Source organism: Streptomyces sp. NPDC094034, assembly GCF_040303865.1.
Lineage (GTDB): Bacteria > Actinomycetota > Actinomycetes > Streptomycetales > Streptomycetaceae > Streptomyces.
This window is the reverse complement of the sequence record NZ_JBEOUD010000002.1, coordinates 1-15,983: the sequence shown is the minus strand read 5'-3', so window position 1 is coordinate 15,983 and position 15,983 is coordinate 1. Positions and strand designations below refer to the sequence as shown.

The 15,983-nt window shown below is 63.8% G+C and carries 20 protein-coding genes and 1 pseudogene; 4 read left to right on the top strand and 17 right to left on the bottom strand.

Features of this window, described 5'->3' with window-relative positions:
- Nucleotide 1: 1 nt before the first annotated feature.
- From ABTZ59_RS02625 to ABTZ59_RS02615, 3 genes are all read right to left on the bottom strand, one after another.
- A complete protein-coding gene (locus ABTZ59_RS02625; RefSeq protein WP_351389083.1) occupies nucleotides 2-2,392 on the bottom strand; it encodes a phage tail tape measure protein in 2,391 nt (796 codons plus the stop codon).
- Nucleotides 2,393-2,781: 389 nt separating this feature from the next.
- On the bottom strand, nucleotides 2,782-3,093 hold the full coding sequence (locus tag ABTZ59_RS02620; protein ID WP_351389079.1) for a hypothetical protein: 312 nt from the start codon (nucleotides 3,091-3,093) through the stop codon (nucleotides 2,782-2,784).
- 47 nt (nucleotides 3,094-3,140) lie between these two features.
- Nucleotides 3,141-3,701 (bottom strand): phage tail tube protein, encoded by a 561-nt coding sequence (locus ABTZ59_RS02615; protein WP_351389076.1) that lies wholly within the window; start codon nucleotides 3,699-3,701, stop codon nucleotides 3,141-3,143.
- Between the two features lie 248 nt (nucleotides 3,702-3,949).
- Here ABTZ59_RS02615 and ABTZ59_RS02610 point away from each other — a divergent pair, with 248 nt between their 5' ends.
- Nucleotides 3,950-4,312: a hypothetical protein gene (locus ABTZ59_RS02610; RefSeq protein WP_351389073.1), complete on the top strand. Its 363-nt coding sequence runs from the start codon at nucleotides 3,950-3,952 to the stop codon at nucleotides 4,310-4,312.
- 7 nt (nucleotides 4,313-4,319) lie between these two features.
- Here ABTZ59_RS02610 and ABTZ59_RS02605 read toward each other — a convergent pair whose 3' ends face one another.
- Genes ABTZ59_RS02605 through ABTZ59_RS02595 form a run of 3 tightly spaced genes read right to left on the bottom strand, consistent with a single transcriptional unit; the run spans nucleotide 4,320 to nucleotide 5,285 of the window.
- Nucleotides 4,320-4,724, bottom strand: a complete 405-nt coding sequence (locus ABTZ59_RS02605; protein WP_351389069.1) for a hypothetical protein — start codon at nucleotides 4,722-4,724, stop codon at nucleotides 4,320-4,322.
- Nucleotides 4,717-4,953: a hypothetical protein gene (locus ABTZ59_RS02600; protein WP_351389066.1), complete on the bottom strand. Its 237-nt coding sequence runs from the start codon at nucleotides 4,951-4,953 to the stop codon at nucleotides 4,717-4,719. Before ABTZ59_RS02600 ends, ABTZ59_RS02605 begins: the two co-directional genes overlap by 8 nt.
- Nucleotides 4,954-4,967: 14 nt before the next feature.
- Nucleotides 4,968-5,285 (bottom strand): hypothetical protein, encoded by a 318-nt coding sequence (locus ABTZ59_RS02595; RefSeq protein WP_351389063.1) that lies wholly within the window; start codon nucleotides 5,283-5,285, stop codon nucleotides 4,968-4,970.
- A gap of 120 nt (nucleotides 5,286-5,405) precedes the next feature.
- Here ABTZ59_RS02595 and ABTZ59_RS02590 point away from each other — a divergent pair, with 120 nt between their 5' ends.
- Nucleotides 5,406-5,852 carry a hypothetical protein gene (locus tag ABTZ59_RS02590; RefSeq protein ID WP_351389060.1) on the top strand — a complete coding sequence of 149 codons (447 nt, stop codon included), beginning with the start codon at nucleotides 5,406-5,408 and terminating at the stop codon, nucleotides 5,850-5,852.
- Nucleotides 5,853-5,863: 11 nt separating this feature from the next.
- Here ABTZ59_RS02590 and ABTZ59_RS02585 read toward each other — a convergent pair whose 3' ends face one another.
- From ABTZ59_RS02585 to ABTZ59_RS02545, 9 genes are all read right to left on the bottom strand, one after another.
- Nucleotides 5,864-6,403 carry a hypothetical protein gene (locus ABTZ59_RS02585; protein WP_351389057.1) on the bottom strand — a complete coding sequence of 180 codons (540 nt, stop codon included), beginning with the start codon at nucleotides 6,401-6,403 and terminating at the stop codon, nucleotides 5,864-5,866.
- 196 nt (nucleotides 6,404-6,599) lie between these two features.
- On the bottom strand, nucleotides 6,600-7,556 hold the full coding sequence (locus tag ABTZ59_RS02580) for a major capsid protein (RefSeq protein WP_351389054.1): 957 nt from the start codon (nucleotides 7,554-7,556) through the stop codon (nucleotides 6,600-6,602).
- Between the two features lie 93 nt (nucleotides 7,557-7,649).
- Nucleotides 7,650-8,225, bottom strand: coding sequence for a hypothetical protein (locus tag ABTZ59_RS02575; protein ID WP_351389050.1), 576 nt, complete (start codon nucleotides 8,223-8,225; stop codon nucleotides 7,650-7,652).
- Nucleotides 8,226-8,242: 17 nt separating this feature from the next.
- Nucleotides 8,243-9,223 (bottom strand): VG15 protein, encoded by a 981-nt coding sequence (locus ABTZ59_RS02570; protein ID WP_351389047.1) that lies wholly within the window; start codon nucleotides 9,221-9,223, stop codon nucleotides 8,243-8,245.
- Nucleotides 9,223-10,296: a phage portal protein gene (locus tag ABTZ59_RS02565; protein WP_503001845.1), complete on the bottom strand. Its 1,074-nt coding sequence runs from the start codon at nucleotides 10,294-10,296 to the stop codon at nucleotides 9,223-9,225. The genes ABTZ59_RS02570 and ABTZ59_RS02565 overlap by 1 nt, the downstream gene beginning before the upstream one ends.
- Nucleotides 10,286-10,657 (bottom strand): hypothetical protein, encoded by a 372-nt coding sequence (locus tag ABTZ59_RS02560; protein WP_351389044.1) that lies wholly within the window; start codon nucleotides 10,655-10,657, stop codon nucleotides 10,286-10,288. The genes ABTZ59_RS02565 and ABTZ59_RS02560 overlap by 11 nt, the downstream gene beginning before the upstream one ends.
- 11 nt (nucleotides 10,658-10,668) lie before the next feature.
- Nucleotides 10,669-12,354: a terminase large subunit gene (locus ABTZ59_RS02555; protein WP_351389039.1), complete on the bottom strand. Its 1,686-nt coding sequence runs from the start codon at nucleotides 12,352-12,354 to the stop codon at nucleotides 10,669-10,671.
- Nucleotides 12,347-12,826 carry a P27 family phage terminase small subunit gene (locus ABTZ59_RS02550; protein ID WP_351389036.1) on the bottom strand — a complete coding sequence of 160 codons (480 nt, stop codon included), beginning with the start codon at nucleotides 12,824-12,826 and terminating at the stop codon, nucleotides 12,347-12,349. Before ABTZ59_RS02550 ends, ABTZ59_RS02555 begins: the two co-directional genes overlap by 8 nt.
- A gap of 16 nt (nucleotides 12,827-12,842) precedes the next feature.
- Nucleotides 12,843-13,247 carry an HNH endonuclease signature motif containing protein gene (locus tag ABTZ59_RS02545; RefSeq protein WP_351389033.1) on the bottom strand — a complete coding sequence of 135 codons (405 nt, stop codon included), beginning with the start codon at nucleotides 13,245-13,247 and terminating at the stop codon, nucleotides 12,843-12,845.
- A gap of 559 nt (nucleotides 13,248-13,806) precedes the next feature.
- Here ABTZ59_RS02545 and ABTZ59_RS02540 point away from each other — a divergent pair.
- Nucleotides 13,807-14,031: a hypothetical protein gene (locus tag ABTZ59_RS02540; protein ID WP_351390157.1), complete on the top strand. Its 225-nt coding sequence runs from the start codon at nucleotides 13,807-13,809 to the stop codon at nucleotides 14,029-14,031.
- 27 nt (nucleotides 14,032-14,058) lie between these two features.
- Here ABTZ59_RS02540 and ABTZ59_RS02535 read toward each other — a convergent pair.
- Nucleotides 14,059-14,361: pseudogene (locus ABTZ59_RS02535) on the bottom strand (HNH endonuclease); the annotation flags it as partial.
- Between the two features lie 92 nt (nucleotides 14,362-14,453).
- Between ABTZ59_RS02535 and ABTZ59_RS02530 the strand changes: the two are divergent.
- On the top strand, nucleotides 14,454-14,768 hold the full coding sequence (locus ABTZ59_RS02530; RefSeq protein ID WP_351389030.1) for a hypothetical protein: 315 nt from the start codon (nucleotides 14,454-14,456) through the stop codon (nucleotides 14,766-14,768).
- Nucleotides 14,769-15,497: 729 nt separating this feature from the next.
- Here the strand turns inward: ABTZ59_RS02530 and ABTZ59_RS02525 are convergent.
- On the bottom strand, nucleotides 15,498-15,983 hold a 486-nt coding region (locus ABTZ59_RS02525), incomplete at its 5' end, for a hypothetical protein (protein ID WP_351389027.1).

Sequence of the window (15,983 nt, the reverse complement as noted above, 5' to 3'; positions counted from 1 at the left end):
CTCACCTCCTTGCGAGACGACGAGTTCCAGACTCCACCGCACGGGCAATTTCGTTCTCTCCGACACGCACTACGATTTCCCGCCCCTGGTCGTCCTCCAAAGCCCGCAGAATCGCCTCTAGAGCCCTATCCCGATGCGCGGGATGGTCGGGCACCCGCACGGGCCCAGCGGACCGTACGGGGTCAATCTCGGGGATTCTGACCATGGACCGCAGACGTGCATCTAGCTCGGGCTGTGCGTCCTCCACACCTTCCATAACACCGGGGGGCAGCCAACGGCCGATCTCATCACGCATCAGAGTTGACGGGCTGTTGATCCCGAGAGCATCAGCAATCGGCCCCGGAATGTACTCACGGGCCCAACCGAACAGCTTTTCTTTCAGCCATCCGCCCATGCCCTTGATGCCTTCCCAAAGCCCCCGGGCGAGGTCTGCACCCTTAGTGACGAGTAGTTCTCCGAAGTCGCCTAGCGAATCCTTGACACGCTTAGGAAGTCCCCGGATCCATTCTATGAATTCGCCGAACTTGCGCTTAGCTGCTGACGCAAAATCGCCAACAGCCTTGCCCCCGTCGCGCAGGCTGGTTGCCACCTTGGACAGCCAGCCAATCGCGTCACCAATCCAGCCGATCACAGTTCCCAGGGCAGAGAACAGAAGGGAAAGAACCGGTCCTGCGAGACGAATGATAATCGGGATCACCACGCCGAGAATGTCAGCCGCGAGACGAGCCAGCCACGACAAAACAGACGTGACAACCTCGATAAGCGGACGGGCTTTCTCGACCACACCGCGCAGTTTCTCGCCGATCATCTGAACGGCAGGCACTACGCGCTTCGATATGAAATCCGAAAGAGCCGCAAAGATCGGTTGCAGATTCTCGGCCACCGTCGCATAGACGCGCATTACGGCAGGCTGAATGACCTCCAGCAGAATGCGCCCGAGCGCCGACAGAATGGGAACCACGGCGTCCGTGGCGCTCGTATAGAACGTCATGAACGCGGGAACGAGCCGATTGAACAGAACGTCTCCGAGCCCCTTCAGGGCAGGAAGTACGGTCGTTTGGGCAGTCGATCCGAGCCCCTGCAATCCGGGTAGGAATTCGTTTCGCAGAGTCGTTCCCGCAGAAACGAGCGACTGCCCGAATGCGTTGATAGAAGACCCGCCCGCCGAGCCGGAGAAAACTCCGAAAAAACCGGAGACGAGTTCCTTACCTTGACTGAGCGCGGGCCCGAACGTGCTCCCCACGAAACCCCCGAAAGAGGTCAGCGCGGGAATCACGTTGTCGCCAATGAAGTTGGACAGACCGACTTGAAGGGAACGTTTGAACTGCTCGATCCGGGCACCTGCATTGTTGTGCAGCGCGTCGCCCATTTTGTCGGCTGCCCCGGCAGTGTCACCGAGTGCTTTTACAGCGGTTCTCGGGTCGAGCGCATAAAGAGCCTGGCCCAAATCCTCGCTCTGAGTACCGAAAAGCCCGACGCTCGCGGCGCTGCGTTCGGCAGGATCCTTAATGGATTTCAGTCCGTCTAGGACCTGTCGCAGTCCCTCGCGAGCACCAGGGCCACCCGCCGCAATCTTGCGGGTCATCTCCTCGGCGTTCAGCCCGATTGCCCTATAGGCATCCGCGCTGGTCTTGCTTCCGTCCGTCGCCCGGATCTGGAATTCCTTGAGCGCGTCGGCGACGATATCTGTATCCCGTGCGCCTGCCTGCATTCCTTGGGACATGAGCCCCATGGCATCTGCGGCGGACAACCCCAAGTCGCGAAACTTGGTGGAATACTCATTCATAGTGTCCGCCATGTCATCGGCACGCGGACCCATCTTTTGCATTCCGGCGGTCAGAATGTCGAGCGCTTCTGTACCGTCCTTGGCTAGACCGTTCTTGAGCATCTGCCCAACGGCATTACTCGTCTGGCCTAGATCCAGCTCAAAGGTCTTACTGAGGTTTGCTACACCGCTGGATATTTCCTCGATCTGCGCGTTTGTCGCGTCGGGCGGAAGGATTCCGGAGCGCATGACCCCGGAAATAGCCTCGGCCGCTCCCTCCACCGAGTCTGTAACCCCATGGGCATAGAGCTGCCCCGCGGCCTTTCCGTACCGGGCCGCTTCCTCCGGGGTCGTCCCCAACTGCGCCTGAATCTCGCCGTTAATAGCGCCCTGGTCGAGCGCGTCCATAAATCCCTTGGTCAGCACCGCCGCAGCAGCGATACCAATAGCCGCAAGACCGCCCTTAAGCAGACCGCCCATTTTGCCGGTGAAACCTTCGCCGGCTGCCTGCCCGCCCTCTTGTCCTGCGCTTTCCGCGGGCCCCGTGACCTGCCTTTGCAGCTCGGCCGCGAACCCTTCAACTTCGGGGACGACGGACACATAGCCCATCCCCACTTCAACAGCCATCCGGGATCACCCCCCGCTTTCCGGATGGAAGGCAGCGAGATACCCGGCGACTTCGCGCGGGTCACGGTCGGTACCGCCGATTCGGTCCGAACGGACTCCGGGTCGGGGAATGGGTTGCGGGCGCCGACTCGGCGATTTCGAGCCCGCGTTACCGCGCTGCCAATTCGCCTCGCTCAAGCGGTCGTGTACCGCGGCGAGTAGCTGCGTTTCCAGCGTCCAAACAGAATCGGGACCCGCTATGGTCCGGGCCAATGCCGATTCGGTCGGCAAATTTACCACCAGGGCCCGCAGCCGGCGCCAGGTGAGACCCGATCCGGGGCGGAAAAGGTCGCGCAGATCGATACCGTAATACCGCTGCAAATCCGCTTCTATGGCCTCGCCATACTCACTCAGGAGTCGGACAAGGCCGAGGATTCCCCCAGGGGCGCACCCTCGTGCTTCTGCCACTGCCGGAACAGCTCGCCGAGAGCAGCGAGCGGTACGGGAATGGCGTCGAACTGTGCCCACTGGTCGCCCAGCCCCGACTTAAGCAGCGTTTCAATATCGCGTGCCGAGGGGGATTCGATGTTCACCGTGGTAAGGACGGACTTGTCCAGCTCTCCCGCGGCAGGCATGGTGAAGACCAGACCGGACAGCGTGAAACGGAAAGGTTCCTGGCGGGCTTCCTGGACCCAAACGTCAAGGTCGAATGCATTACTCACGTGCTGTGCCTCTTACTGTGTAGACGGAACGTTTCGCCGTGGGATTACTACTCGGGTGCGGAACCCCAAGCAGGGTCATCGCTGTACTTGATCGCCACGGTTCCGTCAGGGCCCGGATAGGCGGTAATGGTCAGCTCGTAGGCAACTGCCTGGTCGCCCTTGTAGGTAATGTTTCCGGTCTCGGTGACCTCGCCGTCCGGGATCGCAATACGAATGTGCGAGTCACCGTCGATGACGTCGAATCCGAATGTCCGGCGGTCCGGGCCCGGCGCTTTAATGGCAAGCACGCTCTTACCGGATGTGGTTTCCACCTTCGAGCCCTTGTGGTACAGCTCAAGAACCGTTTTGCTCGTCTCGATGGCCGTGAACGCAAAAGTCATCTCGGACGAGCTGATGACCTTTCGGACGGTCTGCCCGCCCTGCCATCCCTTGATTTCCGTGGTGTCCGCGGAGTTGGACTCGGTAATGCCGTCATCGGAGATCCATCCGATGTCGGTAGCGGTGTCGGGCCACGGGGTAATTGCGTCGGTCGGCAACGTGGCCTTTGGCGGAGCCACATAAGCCGCACCGGTCACCGCAACGCGGACCGCGTTAGCGTTAAGAGGCATAGGTGTCCCTTCGGAGTTGATTTGGTGGAATCAGCCACGCCGTACGTGGGGTGGCTGTAAGATTGCGCGTCATGGACGCAGGATTGGCCGCTGTGTGCGGCGCATTGGCGGGGTCAGTCGCTACTATCGGCGCAGCCTTGGCCACCGGATGGGCTCAGCGCGAAGGCGCGCGAATTACGGCACGGTCAGAACACAGGAGTCAACGCAGAGAGCCAAGGCACCAGGTATACAAGGAGTTCATTTCTGCCGTGTCGGACATTCGTGACCACGCGGAAGGTCTGTCGTTCCACCCTGGAGATGAATTCGCCGAGACAGCGAAAAGGCTCCATCTTGCGCTCAATGAAAAATGGATTGAGCTAGTGCTGTCAGGGCCGAAACGGGTTTCTGATGTTGCCACCAAGCTTGAACGTATGAGTTATGGCTATTTGAGTCTTTTGGAGGCCCTGCGAGCACCTATTGACGAAGACGATATGCAGGATTACCACAGCCGCCATGAATATGGAGACCGGAGGCGCGAACTCAGATACAACCTTAACGAAGAGTTGATCAGGTTCGTAGAAATAGCACAAGCGGTGCTAGATGATGACGGCACCCAAGGCAATACGAGCTGAAGAATCCTTAGCGTGCACATCCGCGCATATGGATTTCCACGGCGAACGCATAGCGCGGGGTGCTGGTCTGGTCGTCGGGCAGCCACATCGGGCCCCCGACTTCCGACACCCGGTAAACGGTCACTCCGTCGCGCACCCCGGGAATGTCACCGAGCAGTGCGCGCGTGAGCGCCGCGAGATCATGGGCCGCGGACTCGCTCTCGGCCCAGCAGTGAATATCGAGCCGTGGGCGGTCCGATACGGGGGTTTGCTGTGTGCCCCCGATGCGCTGCACTCGGACGAACGCCGAGGGGCGTGGAGAGGGGATACGGGAGACGACCGGGACCGTTTGGCCGTGGGCTTTGAGAACGTCCCGCAGATACCCGGTCACGACCGCTACCGCATCCGGCATGACGACGACCGGTCTATTCATCCCCGGCACCGTCCATGCCCCGCAGCAGTGCCGAACGGGTGCCCTCGGCATCTCCTTGCTTCTGGTAATCGCCGATGACCGCAGCACGCCAACGGCGAGTGCCCAACGCCGAGTCGGTGCGGAACTCGCCCCCTGTCGCGCTCTCGGCCGAGGACGCGATGCGGGCCGCGATGCGTTCGACTTCCCGCCCCGCTTCCGGTGTCTTCATCAGCGAACGGATACCGCGCATGTTCGGTCGGAACCTCACCCCGCCACCTCCTTCAACCGTGCCTCGGTGTGGTGGTGGCGCCCGTCGACGACATACCGCGCGGGTTCCCCATCGGTGTCGAGTAGCCGGCCCATGACAACCACCCGGTCACCCGGGATCAGGTCGACATCGACACCGCGGCGTGTGATCAGCCGTAGTCCGCTCGTCACCGCGGGGCGGTCCCCGTCGTCCTCGCTCGTCGCATCCGGCTGCACCGACACCCGCCGGACCGTGGTCCTGGTGGCGCTCGACCAGTCGCGTTCCGACGTGGTGTTGCCGTACCGGTCCACCAGGAACGGGGCCCGGAGAACCACGACTGTCTGTGTGTAGTGGATGGGCGACTCCTAACGCTGTGTGCAGTTGTGCGGAACGCTTCCTCGTGCCATCCCTCCCCGGCTAATCTGCATACCTATCACCAGGGAGGGTGATTCACCATGAATCCACGCGATGCACGCATTCGAGAACTTGTGGAAGAACATGCCGACAAGAGGAAGAATGCGGAACAGTTCATGGCGAACTACCGGGACCAGCTATTGCGGCAAGCGCGAAACGCCATCGAATGCGGAGATCACGCCTTGGCAACCGCGAAATGGGAGCGGGTCTTGACCGTGGGAGAATCAGACAAAGAGCTACCTGAACGTCAAGCACTCTTGTTGGACTGGATGAACGATCCGCTGGTGTGGGTCAGGCCGAGCAACCCGGATGACGCGGAGATTTACCATTTTTCGAAGAACTGCGGACACGTTCAGCGGGGCAACCCGAAGCAGTTTATGCCCCGCCTGGAGGGCGAAGTGAAAAAGCACCGGAAGCCATGCACCACGCGGGAGTGTCGTGCGGCCCTATACGTCTGGCAGAACGCCCCACGCTCGGAAGCTGCCTGATGCCCGAAGCATCACCGGAGCCCCACCACCGCAGCGCGGGGCCGGTACCGGGCGAGCTGGTCCCGCTCGATGGGCGCGAGACTCGCCCCGATCGTCTCGGCCGCGTAGGTCACGTTCACCGAACCGACCGACTCTTGCCGTAGGTCGGACGGGTTGGTCAGCACTCGGCCGGCGAGCGTGAGCACGATGGCGCGCACGTCCCCGGGAACCTCGGCGTACCCGTGCGTGTAGGTGACGACCACGGGCCCGAACACAGCGAGCGGGAAGCACAGCTCGTCACGCCACACGCGGTACTCCTCCGGGTCGAGAACCCGCGCCCCCGCCCGGACCAACTCGACTGAGATAACCGGGCGTTGGGGCAACCGGACCACCCGTTCCCGGGGGTCGAGAGCAACCGTCGTCGTCCCCCGGGTGAAGCGTTGTCGAGCTTCCGTCCGGACGATGGCGGATGCGGTGTCGAGCACCAGGGCAGCCCCTTGGGGCAGCTCGTCCGGCTCGCGCTGCATCCACGCCGCGAGTTCGTCCACGGTCGCCAGTGCGGGGAGTGCCATTACGCGTTACCTCCCCTTGTCACTTGACTGTCTGAGCACCGCACGCCAGACACCGCAGTACGGTTCGCGGGGCCCCGGAGGAATCGAGAGTGGGAAAGCTCTCGACCCTTTCCGGGGCACCGCATGAATCCGTGTGCGGAATCTTCGGGGCGGACGCTGCCCGCTTACGCGGTGGCATTCCGTATCCCCCTTCGGATTACTTGGCGAGAACGCCGTTAAGGCGGGCAGCACCACGGCCGCCGAACACTGCGAGACCCGTGTAGAACTCAATCCGGGTGCGGTAAGAGGGCTTCGTCTCCAGTTCGCCCAGGTCGTCAACCTGAATTCCGCCGTTGGTGAGACCGGTCACCGCGCGGTCGTCCTCGGCCTGGCCGAACCGCACCGCGTAAATGGACGACGCGTCAGTTGCAGTACCCTGCGCCTCGCTCTGCGGAAGAATGTCCGCGCCCGCGGCAGTCTGGCCCGGGTCGAGCAGCGGAATACCGTTGTAGGTGGCGACCACCTTTCCGGTAAGAGCCTCGCGGACCATCTCGTATCCGCCGATCCGGCGGGCAGCCGACTTAACCCGCGCAATGACACCAGCGTTGGCGTACAGCGCACCGTTAGACGAGTTCAGGCCCGGGACCTGCGCAATCAGCCGGTCGAGCAGGTCAAAGAACGCGTGCGAGTCCGCCGAGCCGTCACCGACGATCGGGGCGCCGTTGGTGCCCGCGGAAATCACCTGAGCGCCGACCAGCCGCTTACGCAGACCGTCAAAGCCCTTGGGCTCGGTGGCGATATCACCGTTAAAAAATGCGTCCTGGAACTTGTACGCCGCGGCCTTGACCTTCATGCGCGTCTGAATGGCCCTCTGGTCATTCAGGTTGCCCCTGGTCTTGACGATAAACTTATCCACGTCAGCGTCACCGCCGAGAATCACAAGACTCTCGGACTTCTGGTTCACGGTGCCAGTGGACTCGGAATATCCCTCGTTCACCGACCGGAACTGAACGCCCGGAAGGGTCGCTTCCTCGTTGTAGCTGTAGGAATTTCCCTCGATGGTAAGCAGCGGGATGCGGTCGAGAATGCTCGACTCCTGTACGAACGTCTCGATAACGCCCCGCTGAAGGTCGTCGGTCGAGAGCTTGGCCGCCTCGGCGAGAGTCAGTGCCATTGCTTGAATTCCTCCTGATTTTGGGCATGAAAAAAGGACGGCACCATTTCGGTGCGTCCCCTGGAATGGGTGCAGGATCGACCCTGCTAGGGCTTACGAGCCGTACGCGCGGCGGAGCCGGTCAAGCGGGGTGGCGGGCTCGGGCTTGTCGTTGCTCTCCCGCTGTCCGGCGCCGACGTCGCCCCACACCGGAGCGGGGGCGGACGGGTCGGCCGTCGCAAGATACGGCTTGTCCTTGACGAGCTGGTCCACCGCAGCAGCCACCGCGGCAGCGTCGATATCGCCCCCGGAGCCGGTGAGGGCCGAAACGTCCAGCAGCGCGAGAGCGTCCGCCGGATCGCGGAGCTTGCCCGCAGCAGCCGCGCGGAGTTCGGCACGGACGAGCTGTTCCGTGAACTCCGCCCGCACCTCGTCGCGGAGCGCGTCAAGGTCGGTGCCCCGGGTCGCTGCGTTCGAACGGCGGAGCCGCGCCGCCTCCTGCTCTGCCTCGCTCGCTCGCTTCTCGGCAGCCGCTCGGGCGGTCTCGGCGGTCTTCACCGCGTCGGCCTGGTCGCCCTCGGCCCCCTTGCCCGACTCGACCTTGGGGGCGGTTCCGGGACCTGTACCGGTCAGGCCCTGGTGCTCGTCCGCCGGGCCGTTACCCGGGGTGTTCTGCGTGTCGTCTGCCATCTGTGGTCCCCCCTGATTCACACGATGTATCCGTGTTTCTTCAACATGGCTATTTGGTGCTCGCGGTTGTCACCCGCGAGTTTGAAAATGGTCTCGGGCATAAGGCGTGCCTCTTTGGCTCGCTGATACCGCTTGCCGGGCACTTTCTCGAACTCGCTTTGCATCGCACGTGCGGCGAGTCCGCGTTTGGTCGTGCCCTCGGTCGTGACTTTCATCGGGCCCCGACCGGTCACCGCGGTTGCCATTCCTCGGCGCGCGTTGACGAGCTGCCCGAGATCGGCCCCGCGCTCAAGTGCCTTGACCCCGTTCGGTCCGAGCCGCTTCCGCTGCTCGTCGGGGCTCATCTCGCGGAACAGCGCTTCCGGGGTCTTGGTCTCTCGCCACTTGGCATCCGTCATCGGCTCCATCCCGCAGTCACAACGCGGATGCCGCTTGAACCCGGTTGAGTAGCTGTACTGACGACCGGACAGCACGATGCACCGGACACACGCGGGCAGCCGCACAACACGGACGTACGAGATACAGCGCGGGTGTGCAGCCATGGCGACGGACGTAGCCGTACGGGACGTGTCCGCTATCTGCGTGCTCGCCAGCATCGCCATTTGGGTAAGCCCGCGAACGGCCGCGAGTTCGGCGCTCTCGCCGGCTGCCAGTGCCCGAGCCGTGGTGATGGCGGGCAGTTGCAGCAGCGAGGCGAGGGGGCGACCGTCCGACGCGATACCCACCAGGGCCGCGGGGGCGAGCACGCCGAGCGGGGCCGCAATCGCCCCCTGTGCAGCCATGGACGCACCGATGAACATCTGTGCTCCCTGTGCTGCCGTGAGCTGCCCCGCGGTCACCGCGGCGAGAATCTGACGACCGGTCTCGCCCGTCATCGCAGACAAGAGCCGGTCGGCGGGAACGTCCCGCCAAAGGGCTTGGATCGCTTCCACAACGGCCCGGGAAATGCTCTGGACTTCGGTGTACCGGGCCGCGGACAACTCGGCCGGACCGGTCACTACGCGGCCCCCTCGGCGTCCTCGGGCTCGTCGGCCTGGTCGTCGTCCTCGGCCTGGTCGGGCTTGACCCCGAACAGCGCGGACACGTCCCCGCCGAGGATCGCGCCCACCGCATCCGTGCGCATGGACTTCCAACGCTCGATCTCGTCCGGAGTGACCCCGGGAATCCGCTCCCAAAGGGCCTCATCCGGCACCCCGATTGCCTTCAACTTCACCAGCGCATCGGAATATTGCGAGTCGCTGCGGAACTGCGGGTCACGCCAGACCACCGAGCCGAGCGCGAGAGCTTCCGCGCGTCGGGCCTCACCCTGTGCTAAAGCCTCTAGCCGCATGATCTCGCGGAGCGCCGAGCCGAAATGGCGCTGCCTCTCCGTCACCTTTGCAACTAGTCCCGCCTCACTCGCGGCGACACCATCGGGGCTCACGTTGACGAGCTGCCCCGCTAGATAGCTCGGCGGGGTCCGCGTCTGCGCGGCGATGTGCTGCACCGCAACTTCAATGACCTTCAAATAGTTCTGTAGGTCAGCGGCGGAGAACTCGGCAATGGACGCGCCCTGTTTCTCAAGCCACAGAAGGCGGTCTTTCCGGAACTGGTCTAGCGGTAGATCTTCCTCCCCGACCACTTCCCCCGACTCCGGGTCAACAATTTCCCGGACGGGCCGATCCATGCCGAGCACCGCACGGGCGGGCAGCGCGAGACCATCGCTCGCGGTCATGAGGTGAGCCCAAAGGGTATTCACCGCATCCTGTAGCGGAAGGACCGTCGAAATCTCGCTGCGGGGCTTCCCGTGCAACCGCGAGCGGTTGGGCAGCTCGACCAACGGCACTACCCCGAGGGGATTTGGTATGTGGCTCGGCTCGCCCCTCGAAAGCCCCGCGGTACGTCCGGTCCATTGTCCGCCCTCGCGGGTCGGACGCTGCCACCGGTAGACCATGGTCGGGGTGAACAGCGTTGCGAACTCGGTATCCCAGTCCCGCCACGTCATGAGCCCCGCCTTACGGAGCCGGCGACGACCGGGAACGTACTCGACTATGGCATTGGACGAGTGCTGAAAGGTGATCTCAACCGGCATCGGCGTTGTTCCAGACCAGCGCGAACGAGCGCCCCGTAATGAGAGCTTCAAGCAGCGCTAGGCCAATCTCTACATCAGCCTCGGAACGACGCCACGCGGTCCCCGCATCCTTGTCAACGGTCCCGTCATCGAGCCGGAACGCGAGCGGCATAAGCCGTTCAACCGTCGCGTCGGGCACCACCGCACACCAGTTGTCGGAGAACTCGTCAAAGAGCCCGCCGGATTGTGTGCTGAATTCCGGCGACGCGAACAACAGTGGGCGGTCCCCCTCGTACGCATCCGACCACTTCTTAGCGTGGTGTCTGCGACGCTGTAGCTTGCTGTACATCCGCTCTGTCATTTGTAGCGGTGTTTCCGCCATGCTTTCCCCCCTCACGCGCTCGCAGCACGGGGCCGTTTGAACGGTCGGCGGACATACCCGTCCAGCGCCATAACCGTTGCGGCGATACCGTCAATGCGGGCGCTCGACTTTCCCCGGTCGGGTTTCACGGGGCGCAAGTTGTCGTTTCCATCCCGGTACACCTCAACTACCGACGCGTTCCAACGCAGGATCGGGTTACCGCCGTGGTGTATGCGGCCCTCACGCAACAGCCTTTCAAGTTCCTTGCTGCCGGGGCTCATTCCTAGATAGGTCTGTGCGACCGGAACCACGTCCACGCCGCGGGTTTTCTGCTCGATACGCTGGACGAGCTGCCCGGCAAACATCCGGTCGTACGAAATCCGCTGCACGTCCAGCCGGCGACAGTCCGCGATGATCTGCTTTTCGATCGCGCCGTAGTCGATTGCGTCGCCCTCGGTCAGCGTCAACAGACCATCGTCGGCCCACTGCCTAAGCGGTACCTGTAGCTGTGCCTGTAGCTCGTCTATGCGCTCTTCGGGCAGCCAAAAGCGGCTGACCAACTCCAACTCGACCCCCGGTTTGCGGGACTCGACAGCGAGCACCCACGCCGAAAGGTCGCTGACCGCGGACAGGTCTACCCCGCCCCAAGCGCGCCGGTAGCGGAACCGCTGCTCGTCCACGGCCCCCGCGTTCGCATCCCACACCGGAAGCGGCAGCCACCGCGAGGACGAGCGCATACGGCGATTCAGGCTCAAGCGGCAGAACGTCGGGAAATAGCTCGGGGTCGATTTGGCTTTGGCAGCCTCACGGCGCATGTAGGCGAGCGAGGGCGAGACACCCAACCCCGGATTAGCCTTACGCCACGTTTCCTCGGTGTAAGGGTCGTCGCCTTCCTCGGCAGCCCATATGACCCCGTAATGCCCGGGGTCTGAGATCACGTCGTCCGCACAGCGGCGGGTGTACGTGTGTTTCTCGTCGTAAATCGAGCCTTCGACGCCTTCATCTGCGGTCGTGATGAATACGACCAACGGTTGATCGCGGGCGCCGGTACCGGTCTCGATAGCGTCGATAAGGTCTCGCCGCTTGTGCACGTGGACTTCATCCACGATGGCACCCGAGACGTTCAGACCGTGGGCGGTCTCGGCGATTTTCGAAAGGGCCCGGAAGACACCACCGGTCCGCGGTACCCGAATGAGCCCGCGCAGCACTTCAACGCGGCCCCGAATGGCGCGGGAAGTCAGCGCCATACGCTTAGCGTCGTCAAAGACTCTTTCAGCCTGTGGCAGGGAGCCGGCTGCCGCGTAGACCTCCGCGCCAATCTCGCGGTCAGCGAGCAGCAACACCAGGCCGATACCGCTGGAAAGCGTGCTCTTGCCCGCCTTACGGGGAACCTCAATCCACACCGTCCGGGCGACTCGAACCGCTCGGCCCAACTCCGGGTCAAACCAGAGCCATCCAAAGATCGGCGCAATGATCCAGACCTTTTGCCACGGTGCGAGCTTGAGCCGAGTCCCGCCCCATCGGCCTTTCGTGTGCTTCATGGACTCGATAGCCGCAATGGCTCGGCGAGCGGCAGGCACATCGAAATAGGCGCCCTCACGCTGCGGTGCCTGGTGGGCGAGGACGAGCGGACGCGACTGCACAGCGTCGGCTATCTCGTCCTCGGTCAGCCCGAGTTCTAGCAGCGCGTCATACGGGACCGGAAGTTCGTCAGTCAAAGATCCCGTCATCGTCGCCCCCGCTTTCCGGCGGGGTAATCCTCGTGGCTGACGCGGGCGAAAGCCCCAACTCACCGACCAGTGACCGGAAATGCGACCGGTACTGACCCGCAATCGTCACCCACGGAGATTTAACTTTCCCGCGCTCCGTCTCGACCACCAGGCCAATACGGCTCAACTCGCGTTCGGCCTGCCAGAGTCGGGCGACCGTCACGCAATACTCAATTGCTGTTTCTCTCTGCGCGTCGGTAAGACCAGCAGAGTGCACCAGGGCGGGAATCGTCCTCGCCCACACGTCCGCGGCCTTTCCCCGCACGTCCTCGGCTCCGTCCCCAGGCAGCAGCTCGGACCAATCCGGCTCGACAGGGGACAGCGGGGCGAACGTCGCGCCCTCGGAATTGCGGTCGGGGCGGAACGTGCCCTCGCGGACCGCTTGAATGTGGGGCTTGGGTTTCTGCCCGGGAATTGCCATGCGGTCCCCCTCTGTCTCACTCGGCAACCCACGTTGTACCCGCCAGCAGTAGGCTTATCGTTGTCCGGCTCACGCCGTAGGCTGCCGCTATCGCTGTCTTGGTACGAGAGTTGGGCTGTGTGAACTCGTGGCGTATCGCTATAGCGTCCGCCATGGTCAGTTTGGTGTTGGCTCCTCGCCGGACGTTCTCAGCATTGGATACCGCCTCTAGGTGTGCCGGGTTTACACAGTGCCTAACCCGACAGAGGTGATCCAGGACGAGTCCACGTGGAATGGCACCCATAACCGACTCGTACATGAGTCGATGCACCTTGGAGAGACGGCCCTTTCGATTCGTAACGGCGTAACCACCGCCGTCAAGTGCACCGGCCCAGAGGATGCACGGAGCCCCGTTTTCACCAACGGCCGATTGGACTTCCATTCGGCTCAGGTCTCGGGGGTCGAGCAAAGCAGCATTACGCATAGTCACCCCCACCGAAACGGCCCAATGAGCCACGCGAGTTTTTAGCCTCCCTGCCGCTCTAGAGACGGAGGGAAGGGGGGCACCCCCCTGGTAAAGCCGTGCGCTATGACCGAATTGGCTTCGCATTTGCCGATGCCCAACCGCCCGGTTGCCGCTTAGCGGTCTCTTTGTTGTGACACTGCGTGCACAAAGGACGGAGCCGATTGAACGCGTCCGGCTCGCTCACCCCTTGCGCCACCAACTCACGCCGAGACAAAGGGAAATGGTCAGCAACCGTAGCCGCGCGACCGCACAGCAGACACCACGGATTCCGGTACAGATACGCCTTACGCGTGCGCTGCCACCGTGTCCCGTAGCCCTGTACGGCAGCCGTACCGCGTTGCTGCTCGGCCTCGCGCTGGTGCTTGGCACAGCGGCCACCCGTGGTCAGCTCGGGGCACCCGGGGACCGAGCACGGGGGGCGGGGCTTTCGGGGCATGGGGGGTCACCTTTCGGCGGGTGGGGTAGTTCTGACGGCATGACTCCCAAGCCCGAACAGCCCGCCCGGAACCTGACGCGCATCGGTTACACCCCATGGCACACGGTCCGTTTGGAGGGACACAGCGAGGACGGACAGCCTTCAAGCCTGTACTTGACGGAAGCGGACGTGCGAGACCTGGTGGAAGGACTGCCGCGCGTTCTCGCGCGGTGGCGCGGGAGTGATGATCTCGGCGCCGAGGGACGCGACGCGTTCTCGCACTGACAATCCGAACTCGGTGCGGGTCTTCAACGCGTGGCACCCGTGACACAGCACTTGCACATTGCTGTCAACGTCCTCGCCACCGAGGGACAGCGGGCGTACATGGTCCACGTCCACCCCGTCCGCGGGGAAGTCGCCCAAGCACCAGTCGCACCAGGCCGAGCCCCGTTCCTGCACTCGCCGGCGGAGCCTCGCAGCAGCGTCCCGGCGGTTCGCCCGTCGCCTGCCCCGTGCACGTCGGGAACGGACACTCGGCCGTCCCTCGTACGCCCCGTGGTGCGTCTTGCAGCGGCCCCGATGGGTCGCGGGCTCGGTGCAGTCAATACAACGCATGTGCGCCCCCTTGGGCTGAGTTCTGGTCACTGCCCCCGAAGGGGTCGGCAAGTGCGGTGCGGGTGGTCCCCGCGGTCAGTAGCGTTGACGCCATGACCAGTGATGAACGGCCCACCGTCAGCGGAGGAATGGACCCCCTCGGCGACATCGTGTTAACCGTGCGCGGAGACCAGAACGGCAACGCGCCGGACTACGAACTACCGCCCACGGTGCCGCTCGACACAGCGGCCCGAATCCTCGACATAGACCCCGCGGACGCGTTGGTCCAAGCCCGCGAGGGGCTGTTCCCGGAACGGGTATTCGACGTTGGCGACGACCCCGGAGTGAAGTTCAGCGTTCCCGTTGCGCCGCTGATCCGGCGCGTAGGGCTGGACCCCGTGCGCGAGGCACTACGCCCCGCCGAGTAGGCCCGAGGGACGTCTACCTGTTGTTGCGTGCCCGCCCCCAGACTCGAACCGGGGAACTCTGCGGCCGGTATCCCCGAGTTGGGGCCGGTACCGCGCACCTCTGCCGTTGGGCCAGCGGGCTTGGCGTCCAGCTCGGGGCCGGACACGGTGGGGACCGCACGCGCTGGCAACCCCTTTCGGCGCCCCCGGTCAAGGGGCGGTTACTCATGGGCGGTGCGGTCCCCGCGCGTTGCCTCACGACCCCTGCGACCACCCCGGTAACGCGGGGTGCGTGGTGCACGGGCAACGCTTGTTCCGAGAGTCGGGCACTCAGTCCGCCGACTGCCCCCGTGTTGGGTGGGTGCGCGGTAATCCCGCTCTCGGAATCAGTGGAGAGCGGAGGTTTCCCGCGTCCTGTCGGACGGTCGGGCTGTTCTCGCTCCCGGTCTATGTGGAGAGCGGAGGTTTCCTGGAGCCCCGAGGGGCTTTCAGGAAGGTTCGTCGTGCTCTCTTCCGAGCCGTAGTGGAGAGCGGAGGTTTCCCGGAGTGCCGATTCGTGGCGGTGTGCCGAACAGTGGTCCGGTCTCTCTTCTCTTCTATTTTTTCTACGTGTTCTAAAAAAGTGGTTGGAACCGTCACTCTGACACCACCCCGCCCCGCTGTTGGGCCGCTCGTCGGCCGAGGGCGGGCAGCAGAGAGCCCCGGCGGTCACGGGGACCAGCCGGGGCTGTCTCGGGCCGCAGGGGGCTGTTACGCCGCTTGCTCGAACTCGTCTGCGCCGGGCTCCGCGCCCTCCGGGGTTGCCCAAATGATGGTCACGCGCTCATCACCTTTGAACGCGCCTCCCTGCTTGGGGGACTTGGTCACGGTCACACGGTCGATGGCGAGTGCCAGGAGGTCTTGGCGCATTCCGGGGTCTGCTTCCTCCCACACCTTCAGCGCGTGACCGTTGACGACGAACGAGACGTCGATCCGGGTGTCTCCGGTGAGTTCCCGGATGCGCGCTTCGGCGTTGTCGAGCCGTTTTTCCGCAGCGACCTTGTGGGGGATGCGGTAGCGCGCGGAGCGGCCCGTGTAGAAGTCTGCGGCATCGTCCGCGTGGAACTTGTCCAGCTTGGCTTGCGCTGCCTTGAGTTCCGCCCGCGCGTCCTTGATCTCCTGTGTCTCTTCGGGGCGGGTGAGTGCCTGCCAGCGTTCGGCAACGGCGATCATCAGTTCGTCGTCGTCATCCGCGCC